At 62.9% G+C, this 19,920-nt stretch carries 18 protein-coding genes; 9 read left to right on the forward strand and 9 right to left on the reverse strand.

Features of this window, described 5'->3' with window-relative positions:
- Positions 1-37: 37 nt before the first annotated feature.
- Genes uvrA through NKI52_RS09120 form a run of 4 tightly spaced genes read left to right on the forward strand, consistent with a single transcriptional unit; the run spans position 38 to position 4,671 of the window.
- The gene (gene uvrA / locus NKI52_RS09105; RefSeq protein ID WP_352697713.1) at positions 38-2,959 is read left to right on the forward strand and encodes an excinuclease ABC subunit UvrA; all 2,922 of its coding nucleotides are present in this window, start codon (positions 38-40) and stop codon (positions 2,957-2,959) included.
- Positions 2,959-3,369 (forward strand): DUF302 domain-containing protein, encoded by a 411-nt coding sequence (locus NKI52_RS09110; protein ID WP_023674860.1) that lies wholly within the window; start codon positions 2,959-2,961, stop codon positions 3,367-3,369. The genes uvrA and NKI52_RS09110 overlap by 1 nt, the downstream gene beginning before the upstream one ends.
- Positions 3,366-3,836, forward strand: coding sequence for a GNAT family N-acetyltransferase (locus NKI52_RS09115; RefSeq protein ID WP_023674859.1), 471 nt, complete (start codon positions 3,366-3,368; stop codon positions 3,834-3,836). Before NKI52_RS09110 ends, NKI52_RS09115 begins: the two co-directional genes overlap by 4 nt.
- Before the next feature lie 28 nt (positions 3,837-3,864).
- Positions 3,865-4,671, forward strand: a complete 807-nt coding sequence (locus NKI52_RS09120) for a DUF72 domain-containing protein (protein ID WP_023674858.1) — start codon at positions 3,865-3,867, stop codon at positions 4,669-4,671.
- 46 nt (positions 4,672-4,717) lie between these two features.
- Here the strand turns inward: NKI52_RS09120 and NKI52_RS09125 are convergent, their stop codons facing one another.
- The 6 genes from NKI52_RS09125 to urtA all read right to left on the reverse strand — a co-directional run bounded on the left by NKI52_RS09125 (position 4,718) and on the right by urtA (position 10,912).
- Positions 4,718-4,918: a hypothetical protein gene (locus NKI52_RS09125; protein ID WP_023674857.1), complete on the reverse strand. Its 201-nt coding sequence runs from the start codon at positions 4,916-4,918 to the stop codon at positions 4,718-4,720.
- A gap of 217 nt (positions 4,919-5,135) precedes the next feature.
- Positions 5,136-5,831 (reverse strand): urea ABC transporter ATP-binding subunit UrtE, encoded by a 696-nt coding sequence (gene urtE, locus NKI52_RS09130; protein ID WP_023674856.1) that lies wholly within the window; start codon positions 5,829-5,831, stop codon positions 5,136-5,138.
- Between the two features lie 70 nt (positions 5,832-5,901).
- Positions 5,902-6,648 (reverse strand): urea ABC transporter ATP-binding protein UrtD, encoded by a 747-nt coding sequence (gene urtD, locus NKI52_RS09135; protein WP_023674855.1) that lies wholly within the window; start codon positions 6,646-6,648, stop codon positions 5,902-5,904.
- 7 nt (positions 6,649-6,655) lie between these two features.
- A complete protein-coding gene (gene urtC / locus NKI52_RS09140) occupies positions 6,656-7,888 on the reverse strand; it encodes an urea ABC transporter permease subunit UrtC (protein WP_023674854.1) in 1,233 nt (410 codons plus the stop codon).
- A complete protein-coding gene (gene urtB / locus NKI52_RS09145; protein ID WP_352697716.1) occupies positions 7,885-9,501 on the reverse strand; it encodes an urea ABC transporter permease subunit UrtB in 1,617 nt (538 codons plus the stop codon). The genes urtC and urtB overlap by 4 nt, the downstream gene beginning before the upstream one ends.
- Positions 9,502-9,601: 100 nt before the next feature.
- A complete protein-coding gene (gene urtA, locus NKI52_RS09150; RefSeq protein ID WP_023674852.1) occupies positions 9,602-10,912 on the reverse strand; it encodes an urea ABC transporter substrate-binding protein in 1,311 nt (436 codons plus the stop codon).
- Between the two features lie 301 nt (positions 10,913-11,213).
- Between urtA and NKI52_RS09155 the strand changes: the two genes are divergently transcribed.
- Positions 11,214-11,609 carry a hypothetical protein gene (locus NKI52_RS09155; RefSeq protein ID WP_023674851.1) on the forward strand — a complete coding sequence of 132 codons (396 nt, stop codon included), beginning with the start codon at positions 11,214-11,216 and terminating at the stop codon, positions 11,607-11,609.
- Between the two features lie 46 nt (positions 11,610-11,655).
- Here the strand turns inward: NKI52_RS09155 and NKI52_RS09160 are convergent, their stop codons facing one another.
- Together NKI52_RS09160 and cckA are read right to left on the reverse strand one after the other, a co-directional pair.
- Positions 11,656-12,366 (reverse strand): purine-nucleoside phosphorylase, encoded by a 711-nt coding sequence (locus tag NKI52_RS09160; RefSeq protein ID WP_023674850.1) that lies wholly within the window; start codon positions 12,364-12,366, stop codon positions 11,656-11,658.
- An 82-nt stretch (positions 12,367-12,448) separates the two neighbouring features.
- Positions 12,449-15,022 carry a cell cycle histidine kinase CckA gene (cckA, locus tag NKI52_RS09165; protein ID WP_023674849.1) on the reverse strand — a complete coding sequence of 858 codons (2,574 nt, stop codon included), beginning with the start codon at positions 15,020-15,022 and terminating at the stop codon, positions 12,449-12,451.
- A 203-nt stretch (positions 15,023-15,225) separates the two neighbouring features.
- Here cckA and NKI52_RS09170 point away from each other — a divergent pair, with 203 nt between their 5' ends.
- Positions 15,226-15,978, forward strand: a complete 753-nt coding sequence (locus NKI52_RS09170) for a hypothetical protein (protein ID WP_352697718.1) — start codon at positions 15,226-15,228, stop codon at positions 15,976-15,978.
- 81 nt (positions 15,979-16,059) lie between these two features.
- Here NKI52_RS09170 and dksA read toward each other — a convergent pair whose 3' ends face one another.
- On the reverse strand, positions 16,060-16,476 hold the full coding sequence (dksA, locus tag NKI52_RS09175; protein WP_023674847.1) for an RNA polymerase-binding protein DksA: 417 nt from the start codon (positions 16,474-16,476) through the stop codon (positions 16,060-16,062).
- A 260-nt stretch (positions 16,477-16,736) separates the two neighbouring features.
- On the opposite strand from dksA, the gene NKI52_RS09180 reads away from it, so the two are divergent.
- The 3 genes from NKI52_RS09180 (at position 16,737) to NKI52_RS09190 (ending at position 19,872) form a co-directional block, all read left to right on the forward strand.
- Positions 16,737-17,240 (forward strand): SixA phosphatase family protein, encoded by a 504-nt coding sequence (locus NKI52_RS09180; RefSeq protein ID WP_352697720.1) that lies wholly within the window; start codon positions 16,737-16,739, stop codon positions 17,238-17,240.
- A 62-nt stretch (positions 17,241-17,302) separates the two neighbouring features.
- Positions 17,303-18,781 (forward strand): YcjX family GTP-binding protein, encoded by a 1,479-nt coding sequence (locus NKI52_RS09185; RefSeq protein WP_352697722.1) that lies wholly within the window; start codon positions 17,303-17,305, stop codon positions 18,779-18,781.
- Complete coding sequence (locus NKI52_RS09190; protein ID WP_352448741.1) at positions 18,778-19,872, forward strand: YcjF family protein; 1,095 nt, start codon at positions 18,778-18,780, stop codon at positions 19,870-19,872. Before NKI52_RS09185 ends, NKI52_RS09190 begins: the two co-directional genes overlap by 4 nt.
- The last annotated feature ends 48 nt before the right edge of the window (positions 19,873-19,920 follow it).

Raw genomic sequence — 19,920 nt, forward strand, 5'->3', positions numbered from 1 at the left:
ATCCCACGAATTCCAGATTCTGAGGCGGCGACCGGCGATGGCCGACCATAAATATCTCTCCATTCGCGGGGCACGCGAACACAATCTGAAGAATGTCGATCTCGACCTGCCGCGTGACAGCCTGATCGTCATGACCGGCCTGTCGGGGTCGGGCAAGTCGTCGCTTGCCTTCGACACCATCTACGCCGAGGGCCAGCGCCGCTATGTCGAGAGCCTTTCGGCCTATGCACGGCAATTCCTCGAAATGATGCAGAAGCCGGACGTCGACCAGATCGACGGCCTGTCGCCAGCCATCTCCATCGAGCAGAAGACCACCTCGAAGAACCCACGTTCGACGGTCGGCACCGTCACCGAGATCTACGATTATATGCGGCTTTTGTTCGCCCGCGTCGGTGTACCCTATTCGCCGGCCACCGGCCTGCCGATCGAGAGCCAGACGGTCTCGCAGATGGTCGACCGGGTGCTTGCAGTCGTGGAAGGCACCCGGCTGTTCATCCTGGCGCCGATGGTGCGCGGCCGCAAAGGCGAGTACCGCAAGGAGCTGCTGGAGCTGCAGAAGAAGGGTTTTCAGCGCGTCAAGGTCGATGGCGTCTTCTATGAGATCGCCGACGTGCCGGCGCTGGACAAGAAGTACAAGCACGACATCGACGTCGTCGTCGACCGCATCGTCGTGCGCGGCGATCTGGCGACGCGGCTCGCCGATTCCATCGAGACCGCGCTGAAGCTGGCCGACGGGCTGGCGGTGGCGGAATTTGCCGACAAGCCGCTCGACGCCAGCCAGACCGGCGAGGATTCGGTCAACAAATCGAAGAACGAGACGCATGAACGCATGCTGTTCTCGGAAAAGTTCGCCTGCCCGGTATCCGGCTTCACCATTCCCGAGATCGAGCCCAGGCTATTCTCCTTCAACAATCCGTTCGGCGCCTGCCCGACCTGCGACGGGCTCGGCAGCCAACGCGCCATTGATGCCAGCCTGGTCGTGCCCGACGAGAATGTCTCGCTGCGGGCCGGCGCCGTCAGCCCTTGGGCGAAGTCGAGTTCGCCCTACTATGCGCAGACGCTGGAAGCGCTGGGCGTTGCCTATGGCTTCAAGCTCGGCGACAAGTTCAAGGATTTGAGCGAGGAGGCAAAGCAAGCCGTCCTGCACGGCACCGGCGAGCGCGAAATCACCTTCCATTACGATGACGGCCTGCGCTCCTACAAGACGACGAAAACCTTCGAGGGCGTCATCCCCAACCTCGAGCGCCGCTGGAAGGAAACGGAATCCGCCTGGATGCGCGAGGAGATCGAGCGCTTCATGTCGGCCACGCCCTGCCCGGCCTGCCGCGGCTATCGGCTGAAGCCCGAGGCGCTCGCGGTCAAAATCGCCGGCAAGCACATTGGCGAGGTCACCGAGCTGTCGATCCGCAAGGCCGACCAGTGGTTCACCGACCTGCCTGCATCGCTCAACGACAAGCAGAATGAGATCGCGGTGCGCGTGCTCAAGGAAATCCGCGAGCGGCTGCGCTTCCTCAACGATGTCGGTCTCGACTATCTGACGCTGTCGCGCAACTCCGGCACGTTGTCGGGCGGCGAGAGCCAGCGCATCCGGCTGGCTTCGCAGATCGGCTCCGGCCTGACCGGCGTGCTCTATGTGCTCGACGAGCCGTCGATCGGCCTGCACCAGCGCGACAATGCCCGCCTGCTCGACACGCTGAAGCATCTGCGCGACATCGGCAACACGGTCATCGTCGTCGAGCATGACGAGGACGCCATCCTGCATGCCGACTACGTCGTCGATATCGGCCCGGCGGCCGGCATCCATGGCGGCCACATCATCGCGCAGGGCACGCCGCAGCAGATCATGGCGACCCCCGCCTCGATCACCGGCAAGTATCTGTCGGGCGAGCTCGAAGTGGCGACGCCGGCGGTTCGGCGCGAGGCCAAGAAGAACCGCCGGCTGAAGGTCGTCGGCGCGCGCGGCAACAACCTGAAGAACGTCACCGCCGAAATCCCGCTCGGCACCTTTACCGCCGTCACCGGCGTATCCGGCGGCGGCAAGTCGACCTTCCTGATCGAGACCCTGTTCAAGGCGGCGTCGCGCCGCATCATGGGCTCGCGCGAGCATCCGGCCGAGCATGACCGAATCGAGGGGCTGGAATTCCTCGACAAGGTCATCGATATCGACCAGTCGCCGATCGGGCGCACCCCGCGCTCCAACCCTGCCACCTATACCGGCGCCTTCACGCCGATCCGCGACTGGTTCGCCGGCCTGCCGGAGGCCAAGGCGCGCGGCTACCAGCCGGGCCGCTTCTCGTTCAACGTCAAGGGCGGCCGCTGCGAGGCCTGCCAGGGCGACGGCGTCATCAAAATCGAGATGCACTTCCTGCCCGACGTCTACGTCACCTGCGACGTCTGCCACGGCAAGCGCTACAACCGCGAGACGCTCGACGTCCTGTTCAAGGGCAAATCAATCGCCGACGTTCTCGACATGACGGTCGAGGAAGGCGTCGATTTCTTCGCCGCCGTGCCCGGTGTGCGCGACAAGCTGGAGACGCTGAAACGGGTCGGCCTCGGCTACATCCATGTTGGCCAGCAGGCAACGACTTTATCGGGCGGCGAGGCGCAGCGCATCAAGCTTGCCAAGGAACTGTCGCGCAAGGCGACCGGCAAGACGCTCTACATTCTCGATGAGCCAACCACCGGCCTGCATTTCCACGACGTCGCCAAGCTGCTTGAAGTGCTGCACGAGTTGGTCGACCAGGGCAACACGGTCATCGTCATCGAGCACAATCTAGAGGTGATCAAGACCGCTGACTGGGTGCTCGATCTCGGCCCCGAAGGTGGTGACGGCGGCGGCGAGCTGGTAGCGTCCGGCACGCCTGAGGAGATCGTTCGCGAAAAACGCAGCTATACCGGGCAGTTCCTGAGGGAATTGCTGGAGCGGCGCCCCGGAGGCAAGCGCGAAGCGGCGGAGTGATGGTAAAGAACGGTCTCATCACGCTCCAAAGCCGCTTCGGCGTGGCCGAAACGATCGATCGCCTGGTCGGGACTGTGGAACGTGCAGGATTGCTGGTCTTCGCCCGCATTGACCACGCCGCCGGTGCGCGCAGTGTCGAAGCTTCCCTGCGTCCGACCCAGCTTCTGATTTTTGGCAACCCGAAAGGCGGCACGCCGCTGATGCAGGACCGGCAGCTTGCCGGCATCGATCTGCCGGTCAAGGCACTGGCCTGGGAGGACGAGCAAGGCAAGGTCTGGCTCTCTTACAATGACGCGCACTGGCTCGCCGAGCGCCACGGCTTGGGCGACGCCAGTCGCAATGCCGTCGCCGCGATAGCGGCCGGCATGGACAAGGTGATTGCGGCCGCTGCCGGCGCGGGCCAGTTTTGATCATGAGAGCCGCTCGGGCCGATGATCTCCCCATGGTGATCTCGCTCACCACCGACGCCTACGCGCCCTACACTGCCCTGCTCGGCGCACCGCCGATCCCGGTCACCGAGGACTATGCGCCGCGCATAGAACGCGGCGAGGTCTGGCTTTCGGAGCAGGACGGACAGCCGGCCGGCTTGATCGTTCTCGAACGACATGCGGACCATACAATGATCTTCAGCGTCGCCGTTGCGCCCGCCTTTCAGGGCAAGGGTTTCGGCATCGGGCTGCTCAACTGGGCCGAGCGACAGACGCGCTTGTGGAGCTTGCCGGAAATCCGACTCTACACCAATGCCAGAATGGAACGGAACGTTTCGTTGTATAAGGCCTACGGCTTTCGCGAAACGGGTCGCCGGCCCAATCCATATCGGCCAGGATGGACGGTCGTCGACATGGCGAAAGCCGTCGAGACGACCGCCATCGCGTGATCCTTTTCTGCAAACCGGGAGGACGACCATGACTCAATCAGGAACAATCCGCGCCGGCATGGGCGGCTGGACCTTCGAGCCGTGGGACACGTCCTTCTACCCGGACAAATTGTCGAAGGCCAAGCAACTGCATTATGCCAGCCGGCAGGTGCTCACTATCGAGGTCAACGGCACCTATTATTCGAGCTTCAAGGAGCCGACCTTCGTCAAATGGGCCAACGAGGCGCCGGATGGTTTCGTCTATTCGCTGAAGGGCAACCGCTTCGTCACCAACCGCCGCGTGCTCGGCGAGGCCGGGGAATCGATCATGCGCTTCCTCGGGTCGGGCGTCGCGGCACTTGGCGACAAGCTCGGGCCGATCCTGTGGCAGTTCGCGCCGACCAAGAAATTCGACCCGGACGATTTCGAGGCCTTCCTCAAGCTGTTGCCGGAAAAGCAGGACGGCGTTGCGCTGCGCCACGCGGTCGAGGTGCGCAACGACAGCTTCATCGTGCCGGAGTTCGCCGCCTTGGCGCGAAAGCACAAGGCCGCCATCGTCTATGCCGACCACGCCAAATATCCGGGGATTGCCGACGTTACCGGCGATTTCATCTATGCGCGGCTGCAGACCGGCAGCGACGACAATCCCGATTGCTATACGCCAAAGGCGCTCGACGAATGGGCGGCGCGCGCAAAAACCTGGGCGGAAGGCAAGGTGCCGGCCGACCTGTCGCGCGCCGATCCTTCAACCGACGCGCCGGTCAAGCCACGCGATGTGTTCGTCTACTTCATCACCGAGGGCAAGGTCCGCGCTCCATTCGGCGCCATCGCGCTGATGAAGCGGGTCGCAGGCTGACGCCCCCGCTGTCGGTGGTCCGCCTGGCTTGGTCCTAAACTACCGGCTATGCGGCGCGTTCGTCCGGACGCCGATCAACCCTGACGATCTCGTTGAAAGCATCGAGGTCGACATAGAAGACCTTGGTGATCTCCGCGATGAGTTCGTCGTGGTCATACCCCTGCGATTTCAGAATGTTGATGGCTGTTAGGATATCGACGCGCTCCGTGAGCCGTCGTTTCTGGTAGTCCTCGACATAGCGCTCCATCGTCTAGCCCTGGCTCCCAAGCACCCGAAATGTTGGACGACAACAGATCGCTGGAAGGGAACGGCTTGCGCGCAAGCGTGCCGGCGCGGCCCGCGCCTTCCCCTGATCTGCCAAATTGGAACTGGTACGGAAAGCGGCCGACTCACCAAGGCCAAGCAAAATCTAGCACGCAATCTTCGGCGCGCCAGAGTTGCAAACCAATGGAATCAATAAGAATTCAGACAGTCAGGAATTTGCGGACGTCCGCCCGGTCGAGATCCTCGGCGGGGCCGGTATGGACGATCTGGCCGCGGTCCATGATATTGACCTCGTCGGCCAATTCCCGGCAGAAATCGAGATATTGTTCGACCAAAAGCACCGCAATGCCGGCCTGGTCGCGCAGATAGCGGACGGCGCGGCCGATGTCCTTGATGATCGACGGCTGGATGCCTTCGGTCGGCTCGTCGAGCACCAGCAGCTTCGGCCGCATCACCAGCGCCCTGCCGATGGCAAGCTGCTGCTGCTGGCCGCCGGAAAGATCGCCGCCGCGGCGCGCGAGCATCTGCTTCAGCACCGGAAACAATTCGAAGACGTGAGCGGGAATGTTGCGATCGGCGCGCTTCAACGGCGCAAAACCGGATTCGAGATTTTCCCGCACCGTAAGCAGCGGAAATATCTCCCTGCCCTGCGGCACGAATGCGATGCCCGACCGGGCGCGATCATACGCCGCGCTCCGGTCGAGCGCCTTCCCCTCGAAGGCAACGCTTCCGCTCGTCAGCCGGTGATGGCCGACGATCGATCTCATCAAACTGGTCTTGCCGACGCCGTTGCGGCCGAGCACGCAGGTGATCTTGCCGGCGCCGGCCTTCAGCGAGACGCCGCGCAGCGCCTGGGCAGCGCCGTAGTGCAGCGTGGCATTGGAGACTTCGAGCATGGTCAGCGCTTTCTCCAACGCGTGAAGAACGAAAGGTCGAAATGATGGAACGGAACGCGCCAGACCATGTTCATCTCCCCAGATAGACTTCGACGACGCGCTCGTCGGCCGAAACGAAGTCGAGACTGCCCTCGGAAAGCACCGAGCCTTCGTGCAGGCAGGTGACCTTGACGCCGAGCTCGCGCACGAAATGCATGTCGTGCTCGACGACAATGACAGAATGGTCGCGCGCGATGTCCCTGAGCAGCCGCGCGGTTTCCTCGGTCTCGGCATCGGTCATGCCGGCAACCGGTTCGTCGACCAGCAGCAGCTTCGGATCCTGCGCCAGAAGCATGCCGATCTCGAGCCATTGCTTTTGGCCGTGGCTCAGATTGGCGGCGAGTTCGTCACGCTTGTCGCCAAGCCGGATGATGCCGAGGATGTCGTCGATCTGCCGCACGTCCGCGGCCGACCGACGATGGAACAGTGCCGGGAAGATCGAGCGCGGGCCTTTCAGCGCCAGCATCAGATTGTCCTCGATCGTGTGGCTTTCGAAGACGGTCGGCTTCTGGAATTTACGGCCGATGCCCATCATGGCGATTTCGGCCTCGTCGTGTTTGGTTAGGTCGACCTCACCGTTGAAGAAAACTTCACCCGCGTCGGGCCGCGTCTTGCCGGTGACGATGTCCATCATCGTCGTCTTTCCGGCGCCGTTGGGGCCGATGATCGCCCGCATCTCGCCCTTGTCGAGCACCAGCGAAAGGTTGTTGATGGCGCGAAACCCGTCGAAGGAAACCGACACGCCGTCGAGATAGAGGATGGTGTTGCTCTTCGACATCAGGCCATCACTCCGCCGGCTGCGGTTCGGCGCCGGAGGCCGACCAGTCGCCCGGCCTTCTCGCCGCCGAGCGGTCGGTTTTCGGCGGCACCGGCGCATCGGGATCGATGCCGGCTTCTTCGGCAACCGAGGCCGCCCGCAGCGCCTTGGCGTTGCCGCGCCAGGAATCCCACATGCCGATGATGCCCTTGGGCAGGAACAGCGTGACGGCGACAAACAGTCCGCCCAGCGCAAACAGCCAGAATTCAGGCAGCACGCCGGTGAACCAGGATTTACCGGCATTGACCAGAAGCGCGCCGATGATCGGCCCGACGATGGTGCCGCGCCCGCCGACGGCCGCCCACACCACCACCTCGATCGAATTGGACGGCTCGAATTCGCCAGGGTTGATGATGCCGACCTGCGGCACGTAAAGCGCACCGGCGATGCCGGCCATCACCGCCGACACGGTGAAGGCGAACAGTTTGACGTTCTCCGCCCGCCAGCCGAGAAAGCGCGTGCGGCTTTCGGCGTCGCGCACCGCCATCAGAAGCTTGCCGTACTTGGAACCGACGATTGCCCAGGTGACGAAGACGGCAAACGCCAGCATGACGGCGCTGGCCGCGAACAGCGCCGAGCGCGTCATGTCGGCCTGCACGTTGAAGCCCAAAATGTCCTTGAAATCAGTCAGGCCGTTATTGCCGCCGAAACCCATGTCGTTGCGGAAAAAGGCAAGCAGCAGCGCATAGGTCATCGCCTGGGTGATGATCGACAGGTAGACGCCGGTGACGCGGCTGCGGAAGGCAAACCAGCCGAAGACGAAGGCGAGCAGGCCGGGCACCGCAAGCACCATGACCGCGGCAAACCAGAAATGGTCGAAACCATACCAGAACCATGGCAATTCCTTGTAGTTAAGGAACACCATGAAATCCGGCAGCAGCGGATTGCCGTAGACGCCGCGCGAGCCGATCTGGCGCATCAGATACATGCCCATCGCATAGCCGCCGAGTGCGAAGAAGGCGCCGTGGCCGAGCGAGAGGATGCCGCAATAGCCCCAGACGAGATCGAGCGCCAAGGCGAGCAGTGCATAGCAGAGGTATTTGCCGGTGAGCGCGACGATATAGGACGGCACGTAAAACGCACTTGTCGGCGAGACCGCAAGATTGAGCAGCGGCACGACGATTGCAACCGCCAGCAGGATGAAGATGGTGATGGCGACGCGGCGGTCGGCGCCGGCGGCAAAGAAGCGTCCCGTGATCATGCTTCCACCGACCTGCCCTTTAGCGCGAACAGACCGCGCGGGCGTTTCTGGATGAACAGGATGATCAGCACCAGGACGACGATCTTGCCGAGCACTGCTCCGGCATAAGGTTCGAGGAACTTGTTGACGATGCCGAGCGAGAAAGCGCCGACCAGCGTGCCCCAAAGATTGCCGACACCGCCGAAAACGACGACCATGAAGCTGTCGATGATGTAGCCGCGGCCGAGATTGGGCGAGACGTTGTCGATCTGGCTGAGCGCGACACCGGCGATGCCGGCAATGCCGGAGCCGAGTGCAAACGTTAGCGCATCGACCCAAGGCGTCCTGATGCCCATCGAGGCGGCCATGCGGCGATTGGCGGTGACGGCACGCATCTGCAGCCCCCAGGGCGTGCGTTTCATCACGTAGAGCAGCACAGCGAACACGCCGAGCGCGAATACCAGGATCCAGAGCCGGTTCCAGGTCACGGCAAGCTGGCCGATATTGAACGAGCCGGACATCCAGGACGGGTTGCCGACCTCCTGGTTGGTCGGCCCGAAGATGGTGCGTACGGCTTGCTGCAGGATCAGCGACACACCCCATGTCGCCAGCAGTGTCTCCAGCGGCCGGCCGTAGAGGAAGCGGATCAGCCCGCGCTCGATGACAAGGCCGACGAGCGCCGCCACCAGGAAGGCCAGCGGCAGGGCGATGACCAGCGACCAGTCGAACAGGCCGGGAAAGCAATTGCGGATAACCTCCTGCACGACGAAGGTCGTGTAGGCGCCGAGCATGACCATCTCGCCATGCGCCATGTTGATGACGCCCATGACGCCGAAGGTGATGGCAAGGCCAATCGCCGCCAGCAGCAGCACCGATCCGAGCGATATGCCGTACCAGACGTTCTGGCCGGCATCCCACAGCGCCAGCGTCGAATTGATGTTGGCGATCGCAGCCGTCGCCGCGTCTTTCACCGCACCTTCGGAACTGGCCTCGACCGACGTGAGCAGCGACACCGCATCGCGGTCGCTGCGCGCACCGATGAGCGCGATTGCCGCCAGTTTGTCGGCCTCCGGCCTGTCGGAAACGAGAACCGACGCGGCGCGGGCCTGTTCTAGCAGCGCCTTGACGCTTGCCACGCTCTCATTGGCGATGGCGGTGTCGAGCGGCTCGATGTTTGCCGCGTCGGGCGTTTTGAACATGGTGTCGGCGGCGGCAATGCGCACGGCCGGATCCTTTGAGCCAAGCGTCAGCGTGCCCAATGCATCGCGAATGACGCGGCGCAGCGTGTTGTTGACCTTGATCTTGCTGATGTCGGCCTTGGCAGCTTCGCCCGATCTTTCGCCGGTAAGCGCATCGAGCAGCTCGATGCCGTCGCCGCTCTCCTTGCCGACAAAGACCAGTGAATCGGCCTTGCGCACGTAAAGGCTGCCCTCCGCAAGCGCGGCAAGCGGCCGTTCTACGGCCGGATCGCCGGAAGCCGCAAGCTCCCGCACCACGGCTTCTATCGCCGGAAAATTGGCGGCGGTGGCGAATTTGGCGATGACCACGCGCAGATCTGCTTCGCTGGCGTTCGACGGCAGCAGCGTCCCCTGGAGAAGGAGCAGCATCAGGCCAATCGCGCGGATCAGGATCATTGGTTTCTGGTGGCTCTTGAAGATTGAATGTCGCCTCCGGGCAGGCTGGAGGAGGAGCCTGCCCGGAGGCTTGCGGGTCTGGGAGGACAGACCGGGAGGATCAGTTGGTTCCCTTGCCGCCGCATTTGCCGGTGGCAACGTTGAAGTTGCCGCAGGACAGAGGCGCGCGCCAATCGGAGATCAGGTCCTTGGAGTCAGGCAGATAGTCGGACCACTCGTCGCCCATCACCAGGCCCGGCGTCTGCGAGACGGTTTCGAACTGGCCGTCGGCCTGGATTTCGCCGATCAGCACCGGCTTGGTGATGTGATGGTTCGGCATCATCGTCGAATAACCGCCGGTCAGGTTCGGCACCGAGACGCCGACCATGGCGTCGATGACCTTGTCCGGATCGGTGGTGCCGGCCTTCTCGACCGCCTTCACCCACATGTTGAAGCCGATATAATGGGCTTCCATCGGGTCGTTGGTGGTGCGCTTGTCGTTCTTGATGAATTTGTGCCAGTCGGCGATGAACTTCGCGTTCTCGGGCGTGTCGACGCTCTCAAAATAATTCCAGGCGGCGAGATGGCCGACCAGCGGCGCGGTGTCGAGACCGGCAAGCTCTTCCTCACCAACCGAGAAGGCCATGACCGGAATGTCCTCGGCCTTGATGCCCTGGTTGCCGAGTTCCTTGTAGAACGGCACATTGGCGTCACCGTTGACGGTCGAGACGACGGCGGTCTTCTTGCCGGCCGAACCGAATTTCTTGATCGCCGAGACTTCGGTCTGCCAGTCGGAGAAGCCGAACGGCGTGTAGTTGACCATGATGTCTTCGGCGGCAACGCCTTTCGCCTTCAGGTAGGCTTCGAGGATCTTGTTGGTGGTGCGCGGGTAGACGTAGTCGGTGCCTTCGAGCACCCAGCGCTTCACCGAACCGCCATCCTCGCTCATCAGATAATCGACGGCCGGAATGGCCTGCTGGTTCGGCGCCGCACCGGTGTAGAACACGTTGCGCTCGCTTTCCTCGCCTTCGTACTGGACGGGGTAGAACAGGATGTTGTCGAGCTCGCTGAACACCGGCAGCACCGATTTGCGCGACACCGAGGTCCAGCAGCCGAACACCGCGGCGACCTTGTCCTTCGAGATCAGCTCGCGCGCTTTTTCTGCGAACAGCGGCCAGTTGGAAGCCGGATCGACGACCACCGCCTCGAGCTTCTTGCCGAGCAGGCCGCCCTTGGCATTCTGCTCTTCGATGAGCATCAGCATGGCGTCCTTCAGCGTCGTCTCCGAGATCGCCATGGTTCCCGACAGCGAATGGAGGATGCCGACCTTGATGGTGTCGTCGGCCGCCCTGGCGGGAATGCTCATCAGCAGGCCGGCGGTGACCACGCCGGCCGAAAACATTTTTGTTATTGTCGAGAAACTGCCCCTCATACTTTTAAACTCCCAAGCTGGTTAACTGCATCGGAACAGGACCATGCAACGGCTGTGCCAATCACCGGCGAAAGATCGGAGTGTTTGAGATTTCCCAGCCCTGTCAGTCGGTTAATGTATTAGCCGCAGGAGATGAACCTCCCCTGCCAGGTTTGAAATGAGAAAAGATCACTCGTATCAGCCTAAGTTTTACTCACATATAGGCCAATGCCCGAATTTTGAGCAGCATCATATGAGCGCTGGCGAGGATTGCAGCGCCGCAGCGAAATGAGGCAAGTTCGAACCCTTAACGGGGGACTCCATGGCCTTCAGAGCTTCTTGCATTTTCACCGCCATGCTTCTGCTGGCGGCGACGACCGTAGCGCGCGCCGGCTTCAGCGACGGCAAGCTGCCGGACGGCTCCTATCATTGCGAAGTCTATCTGCTTGGCATGTTCCTCAGCCTCGGCGACATCACCATCAAGGGAAACGTCTATAGCGGTCCGGTGAGCTTCGGCATCGCGCCGCAAAGCTACAATTACCAGATGGATGCAGACGGCGTGATCACCTGGCTGGGTCCGCTGGGCGGCTACACCAGTGGCGGCAACTCGATCTCGCTTACGCAGGCGACGCTGGAAAGCGGAACCACCCCGTCCTTCGATATCATCATGAAGCAGCCAGACGGCGCCTTTACCGCCTCGACCTGCACGAAGCGTTGAAAAGTACGGAACCTGGCGAGGTTCCGTACTCCGAAGTAGAAGCCGCCTAGCTCTCCGCCGCCATGTCGAGCGCCAGCCGGGTCATATCGGTGAAAAGGCCCTGGCGTTCGGAATAGTCGGTCTGCTCGCCGGTTGCCACATTGTCGACGACGGTCAGGATCGACAGCGCCCGGGCGCCGAAATCGGCCGCAATGCGGTAGAGTGCGCTGGTTTCCATATCCACGGCGAGCGCCCCCTGTGCCTGTGCTTCGGCAAAGCGTTCGCGCCCCAGCGGATGATAAAAAATGTCGCTGCAGATCGTCAGCCCGGCCCGATGGTCGATCCCGAGTTCCGAAGCCCGGGCCAACGCCTGGGCCAACAATGCAGGATCGGGGCCGGCATCGGCACGATAGAGACCAAAAACCTGGCCGCTCTCCGCATTTTCGCCGCGCACCGATTGTGCGATCACCAGGCTGCGCAGCGCCATCTCGGCGGTCAGGCCGCCGCAGGTGCCGGTGCGGATCAACGTTTTCGCACCGTAGAAATCCAGCAGCTCGTGCACGTAGACCAGGAATGACGGGACGCCGATGCCGGTGGACTGGACGCTGACAGGCTTGCCGCGAAACAACCCGGTAAAGCCGAGCGCGCCGCGGCGGCGGTTGACGCAGCGCGACGCTTCCAGAAAGGTCTCCGCCATCCATTCAGCGCGCTGCGGGTCGCCCGGCAGCAGCACCGTGCTTGCGTAGTCGCCTTTGCTAGCCTCGTTGTGTGGCGTCACGGCATGCTTCCAAAACCCGTCGCCCGTTTCGCCTGCAATCATGGCAGTCTCACGACATTGCGCAAGCGGAGCGTTGGAAGGGTCAGGATTCCAGCATGTCCTTTACGATCGTGGCCAATTGCTTGAGCGAAAACGGCTTCGGCAAGAAGCCGAAATGCGCGTCGGCCGGCAAGTTCTTGGCGAACGCGTCTTCGGCATAGCCGGACACGAAGATAAACTTGATGTCGGGCTGCCGTTTGCGCAATTCGCCAAGCAGCGTCGGGCCATCCATTTCCGGCATCACCACGTCCGACACCACGACGTCGACCTTGCCGCCGAGCGCTTCGTAGACTTCAAGCGCCTCGACGCCCGACGACGCCTCGTGGACGGTGTAGCCGCGCGATTTCAGCGCCCGCATGCCGCCCATGCGCACGGCGTCCTCGTCCTCGACCAGCAGCACCGTGGCCGAGCCCGACAGATCCTTGGCTGAGTCGGCGATCTTGGCAGGGGCGGCCGGCACTTCTCCAGCCTCGCCCGCCTTCCTTGCCTCCGCAATGTGCCGCGGCAGGAAGATGCGGAACACGGATCCCTTGCCGACTTCGGAATCGCAGAAGATGAAGCCGCCTGTTTGCTTGATGATGCCATAGACCATGGACAGGCCGAGGCCGGTTCCCTTGCCAACCTCCTTTGTCGTGAAGAAGGGCTCGAAGATCTTTTTCAGCACATCAGGCGCGATGCCGCTGCCGCTGTCCTCGACCTCGACCAGCACATAGTCGGCCGGAGTAAGTTCGCGGTAGGAAAAGGTCTTGCACTCTCCGGCGCTGACGTTGCGGGTGCGTACGGTGAGCTCGCCGCCGGCCGGCATCGCATCGCGTGCATTGACCGCCAGATTGACCACCACTTGCTCGAATTGCCCGATATCGACCCTGACCGGCCACAGGTCGCGGCCATGGTCGATTTTGAGCTTGATGTCGTTGCCGACCAGCCGGGCAAGCAGCATCCTTAGATCTGCGAGCACGTCGGTCAGGTTGAGCACCTCCGGCCGCAGCGTCTGCTTGCGCGAGAAGGCCAGCAACTGCCGCACCAGCGAGGCCGCCCGGTTGGCATTCTGCTTGATGTTCATGATGTCCGGGAACGACGGATCGGACGGCCGGTGGTTGGTCAAAAGCAGGTCCGAGGCCATGATGATGGCGGTCAGCACATTGTTGAAATCATGCGCGATGCCGCCGGCGAGTTGGCCGACCGCCTGCATCTTCTGGCTCTGCGCCATCTGGCCCTCGAGGGCTTTTTGCTCAGTGGTCTCCACGGCATAGACGATGGCCGATTCCTCGGCGCCCTCGCCACCGGTACCGTCTGCGACCGCGTTGACGTAGAAGCGTATGTGGCGCTCCTCATTGCCGGGCAGCACCGTATCGATCGGCTCGATGTCAGCCTGTTGCTGGCGTGCCTTTTCAAAGGCCGCGGCGAAAGCCGGCCGGTCGCGCTCGTGGATCACCGTATCCAGCCGCACACGCCGATCGACCGCATCGCGGTCGACGACCGAGGAAAACAGCGACAGGAACGGCGCATTGGTGCGCAGGATGCGGCCGGCATGGTCGACGCCGGCTATCGCCATCGGCGTCGAGTTGAAGAACCGCGTGAAGCGTATTTCCGATGCGCGGAGGTCGGCCGAAGCGTCCTCGCCTTGCGTCCGGTTGAGCACGATGGTGCGAGTCGGGCCGTTGAGCCCCTCTCGGCTGGCCGAGACACGATGCATGAAGCGCACCGGCAGCGCCTCGCCGGTCATCGTCGTCAGATCGAGGTCGATAACGGCATTGCGCGTGGTACCAGCGTCGGCCTTGACCGAACGGACCAGCGCCATGCCGTCGCCGGCGACGATCTCCGGCAGCGTGATGGCGCCGGGAGTGAAGCTGGCCAGGTCGATGCCCAGCCACTCCGCAAGGGTCGCGTTGATATAGGTGACGCGGCCTTCCTGGTCGGCCGAAAAGAAACCGGCCGGCGCATGGTCGAGGTGATCGATCGCCTTTTGCAGGTCGAGAAAGAACCGCTCCTGCTCGGCCCGTTCCTGCGAGATGTCGGCAAGCTGCCAGGCAAGCATGGGCAGCCGCTGGCCGGGAACGCTGAAGGCGCGGGCCCGAACGCGGTACCAGCGAGCGCCCGGTTCGGCGCCTGGCCGAATGGACTGCGCGAGCCGAAACTCGCCGTCGCCAGGCTGGCCATCACGCAGGCCGGACGCCAGCCGGTATATGGTCACCGAGGCCTCGGGAACGTCTGAAAGCAAACCTTCGACGGTCTTGAGGTCGGCGGCCGACTCGGCACCCGTCATATCGGCATAGGTCCGGTTGGCGTAGATGATACGGCCTTTGGTGTCGGTGACCAGGAGACCTTGCGACATCGAATCGACGAAGGCTTTCGACAGTTCGTCGCTTGTCGAGCGCGGCGTGATGTGCACGAAGCCGATCGCAGTGGCGAACAGAAAGCCGACGCCGATCATCGCCAGCACGCCAAGCATGCCGAGCAGGAATGGATCGCCAAGTCGCTCGCGGAAAAGGCCGAAGACGATCGCTGCCCCTGTCAGGACGACGATGAAGACGATGAGCCGGGTGACCGCGCCCGGTCGCGTGTTCTGGTCGACGATAGGTACCGGATAGAAATCGCCGCGCGCTTCCTTGGCCATGTGCCCCCTGCTCGTGAATTCCGGTGTCGGTTGAATCATATTCTCAGGGTCGGGAAAAGGCCCGGCGGCAAATGTCCGCTAAAAATGACGCCGTTCGGCTCCCGGTGCTTCAAGCTGTTCACGAAGCGTGAAAGGCAACTTGCGGTGGCCTGCCGCAACAGTCTAGTGTCGCCTCTCTTCGAAAGCCGATTTTGGGGGAACCAATGCTGCAATGGCTGGATGGCGTGGCGGGTCCTGGTTATGCCGCAGCAATCCTATGGACGTTTGCAGTACTTGTCCTTCTGCTCATCATTCTTCTCATCATCAAGCTGGTCCGCAGCCTGACGTTCGGAACATTCGTCGCCGGCGGCAGGAACCGCAAGACGCGGCTGGCCGTCATGGACGCCACAGCGGTCGACAGTCACCGTCGGCTGGTGCTGGTGCGCCGCGACGATATCGAGCACCTGCTTTTGATCGGTGGCCCGACCGACGTCGTCGTCGAGCGCGACATCAGGCTCTCGGCGCTGCGCCGCCCGGCATTGACCGGAGACAACAGCCACCAGCCGGCAGCAAGGTCGGCTCAGACCACAGCCGCGCCGGCGAGGCAAGCGCCGCCGCAGCCGGCAAGTGCAGCCGCAACGCCCGTCCGAGCCCGCCAGACGGCGACAATCCCGGCAATAATGCCGGCGCCGGCGCCGAAACCGGCATCGAACGTCACACCGTTGCCAAGTTATGGATCCGTCAACGCCAATGCCTCGCGACATGCACCGCCGCCGGCAAGACAGGACTCCCCGGCAAGATACGAGCCGCCGGCACAGCACGAGTCGATTGACGATGCGCTGATGAAGGAGCTGGAGGTTTCCCTCGACGAGCCACGCTTCAGCCAAACGCCGAGCAAGCCGGTGGCGAAGGCATCGCCCTCTCTCGACGACGAGATGACGAAGCTCCTCGGCGAGTTGTCCAATCAGAAAAGATAGGCCGATAGCGAACGGCCAATGAAAATGGCCGGAAAACCGGCCATTGTGAACACTTATCGCTGCTGCTGTTTACCCACCGACTCAGTCGTCGCGGTAGACCTTCTCGCGCCGCTCATGGCGCTCCTGTGCCTCGATCGACAAGGTGGCGATCGGGCGCGCGTCGAGCCGCTTCAGCGCGATCGGCTCGCCCGTCTCCTCGCAATAACCGTAAGTGCCTTCGTCAAGGCGCTGGAGGGCCGAATCGATCTTGGAGATGAGTTTTCGCTGGCGATCGCGGGCGCGAAGTTCGATGGCGCGGTCGGTTTCGGAGGAGGCGCGATCGGCGAGGTCGGGGTGGTTGGCGTTTTCCTGCTGCAGGATTTCGAGAGTTTCGCGCGCTTCGCGCAAGATGTCGTTCTTCCAGGTGACGAGCTTCATGCGAAAGTAGGATTTCTGCCGCTCGTTCATGAACGGCTCGTCTTCGGAGGGCACGTAATCGGCGGTAACGATGTCGTTCATTCGACTCACCCAACAAACCCCAAATTTGGCGCCTATATATTCGCGGACCGAAAGCTGCACAAGGTCAATCGACAACAGTTTCACGCAATTGTTAGTCTCGGACAAACCAGCATCTGCGATGCCCTTTTTGCGAAGAATACGACCGAATCCGTACATGATTCGCTATGCTTGAGGGGTGCTTGCCATTGCGCACGGAGCTCTTCTGATGGCAAATCCTGCGGCGTGCTGACGGGTTCGGTGCCCGGCACAACGGGGATCCGGTGACCAGACTTTACCTGCTGAGGCATGCGAAGGCCGGCTGGGCGCTGCCTGGCGTGGCTGACTTCGATCGCCCGCTCGATCCATCCGGCTTCGCCGATGCCGAAGCGATGGGCGTGCTGATGCGTTCCCGCAAATGCGCACCGGCCCTCACCCTTTGCTCAAGCGCCAAGCGCGCCCGCCAGACGCTGGAAAGCTTGGCTGGCCAGACGGACACGGGCCGGGTGCTGTTCTGTGACACCCTCTACAGCGACGATGCCGCCGCGTACCTCACTGCCATCCGGCAGAATGGCGGGCTGGATGCCTTGCTCGTCATCGGCCACAATCCGATGATTGAGGATCTCGCCATGGCGCTCTCAGGCGACGGCGACGAGACCGCGCGGGCCATGCTGAACCACGGCTTCCCGACCTCCGCACTTGCGGTGGTCCGGTTCAACGGCAGACTTGCCGAGGCTGCGCCAGGCACCGGCTATCTCGAAGCCTTCCTGACGCCTGCCGATATCTGAGGCCATTTCAAAGCCGCGCATCAAAGCCTATATCGGATCCTGACCGGCCCGCGAGAACAGATTTGGCATCATCGCTGACGACTTTTACCGACGAGGCGAAGATTGCCTTGGATACGTTGTCAGGCCGCGCTGCCGGGCTTTTCGCTCCGTCACTGCGTCTTGGCGTGACCGGGCTGTCCCGCGCCGGCAAGACGGTGTTCATCTCGGCCCTTGTGCACAATCTGGTCCATGGCGGACGCTTGCCGCTGTTTGAGGCACAAAAATCGGGGCGCATCGCCCGGGCTTTTCTCGAAGAGCAGCCGGACGACGCGGTACCACGCTTCCAGTACGAGGATCACATCGCGGCTCTTGTCGACGATCGCGTCTGGCCGGATTCGACGCGTGCGATTTCCGAACTGAGGCTCACCATCGAATACGAATCGGCCTCTGGCTGGAGCCGCATGTTTTCCGCCGGCAAATTGTCGGTCGACATCGTCGATTATCCCGGCGAATGGCTGCTCGACCTGCCGCTGCTCGGCAAGTCCTACGCCGATTTTTCGCGTGAGGCCTTCGAGATGGCCGTGTTGCCGGTGCGTGTCGACCTTTCGCGGGAATGGCGGGCGCTCTCCAATCCGGTCGACCCCAACGCCGAGGCCGACGAGATGACGGCGCGCCGTCTCGCTGAGAGCTTCGCGGCCTATCTCAAGGCCTGCAAACTCGACGAGCGGGCGCTTTCGACCTTGCCGCCCGGCCGCTTCCTGATGCCCGGCGATCTTGAAGGCTCGCCCGCTCTCACCTTCGCGCCGCTGCCGAATCTGGGCGGCCGGCGCGCCCGCTCGGGATCGCTGCAGGCTATGATGGAGCGGCGCTACGAGGCTTACAAGACGCATGTCGTCAAACCGTTCTTTCGCGAACACATCACGCGTCTCGACCGCCAGATCGTGCTCATCGACGCATTGCAGGCATTGAATGCCGGCCCCGGTGCGATGGCCGATCTGGAGCGCGCGGTCACCGAAATCCTGTCCTGTTTCCGGCCCGGCCGGGGCAACTTCCTGACCGACCTGTTTTCGAGGCGTATCGACCGCATATTGGTGGCCGCGACCAAGGCCGACCATCTGCACCACGAAAGCCACGACCGGCTGCAGGCGATCGTGCGGCGGCTAGCCGACCGAGCCGTGGCGCGGGCGAATTTCACCGGCGCCGACGTCGACGTCGTCGCTATGGCTGCCATGCGCGCGACCCGGGAAGGCACGGTCAAGCAGGGCCGCGAGACTTTGCCGGTCATTATCGGCACGCCATTGCGCGGCGAAAAAATCGATGGCGAAACCTTTGACGGAAAGACCGAAACAGCCATATTTCCCGGTGACTTGCCGGAGAAAGTTGATGCGGTGTTCGACGTTTCCGAATCGACCCGCCGGCAGAACAATGACGACCCCGCGATCCGCTTCGTGCGCTTTCGCCCGCCGAAACTCGAGCGCACCGCCGAGGGTGTGACGCTGTCGCTGCCGCATATCAGGCTCGACCGCGCGCTGCAGTTCCTGATCGGAGATCATCTCGCATGAGTGCGCCCCGCAGACCGGCGGCCTTTCGCATAGAGCCGGAGCCCCAGCAGAAGGAAGATTCGACGGCTCACCATGCTGCGTCCGAGGCCGCGCCGGCGCGAAAGCCGCGTACCGTGACGGCGGATCTTGCCGTGGTCACACCGGCGGAGATCGACGTCTTCGACGAGCCTGATATCGTCGCTGCCGAACCGCCGCCGGCGATTGCGCCGCGAAAACGTTCGCCGCTTGGCAGCCTGTTCTTCGGCGCGCTGGGCGTTCTGGTTTCGCTCGCCGTCGGCCTCTGGACCGACCAGCTGATTCGCGACCTGTTCGAGCGCGCCGAGTGGCTGGGCTGGCTGGCTGCCGCTATGGCCGCGATCGCCATCCTGGCGCTTCTGATCATCCTGGTGCGCGAATTCATGGCGATTGCCCGCCTTGCCGAGGTCGAAAAGTTGCAGAAGCGGGCGCTCGATGCGATTGCCCGTGACGATCCGAAGGCCGCCCGCGCCGTGGTCGACGAGTTGTCGGTCTTTGTCTCGGCCAAGCCTGAAACCGCGGCCGGCAGGCGCTCGCTGGCCGAATTGCGCGGCGAGATCATTGACGGCGGCAATCTGGTGCGGCTGGCCGAGACCGAGATACTCGGCCCGCTCGATGCCCGCGCCAGGGTGATGATCCTCGAAGCGGCGAAGCGCGTCTCGCTGGTGACCGCGGTCAGCCCCCGCGCGCTGGTCGACGTCGCTTATGTCGTGTTCGAAGCCGGCCGGTTGATTCGCCGGCTGTCGGAGCTTTATGGCGGCCGCCCCGGCACGCTTGGCTTTTTTCGCCTGGCGCGCAGCGTTCTGGCCCATCTCGCGGTCACCGGGTCGATCGCCGTCGGCGACAGTTTCGTCCAGCAGATCGTCGGCCACGGCCTTGCCGCCCGGCTCTCGGCCAAGCTCGGCGAAGGCGTCGTCAACGGCATGATGACTGCGCGCATCGGCATTGCAGCGATGGAAACCGCAAGGCCCCTGCCCTTTTACGCGGTCAGGCGGCCCGGATTGGGCGATTTCCTCTCCGCGCTGACCTCCTTTGCAGCAAAGAAAGAAAAAGAAACATCCGCTTCCGGAACGTGACTATTGCCTTGGGGTGACAAAGCATTAACCAATCTTGTCCATGGTCGG

Source organism: Mesorhizobium sp. M0590, assembly GCF_040320905.1.
Classification (GTDB): Bacteria; Pseudomonadota; Alphaproteobacteria; order Rhizobiales; family Rhizobiaceae; genus Mesorhizobium.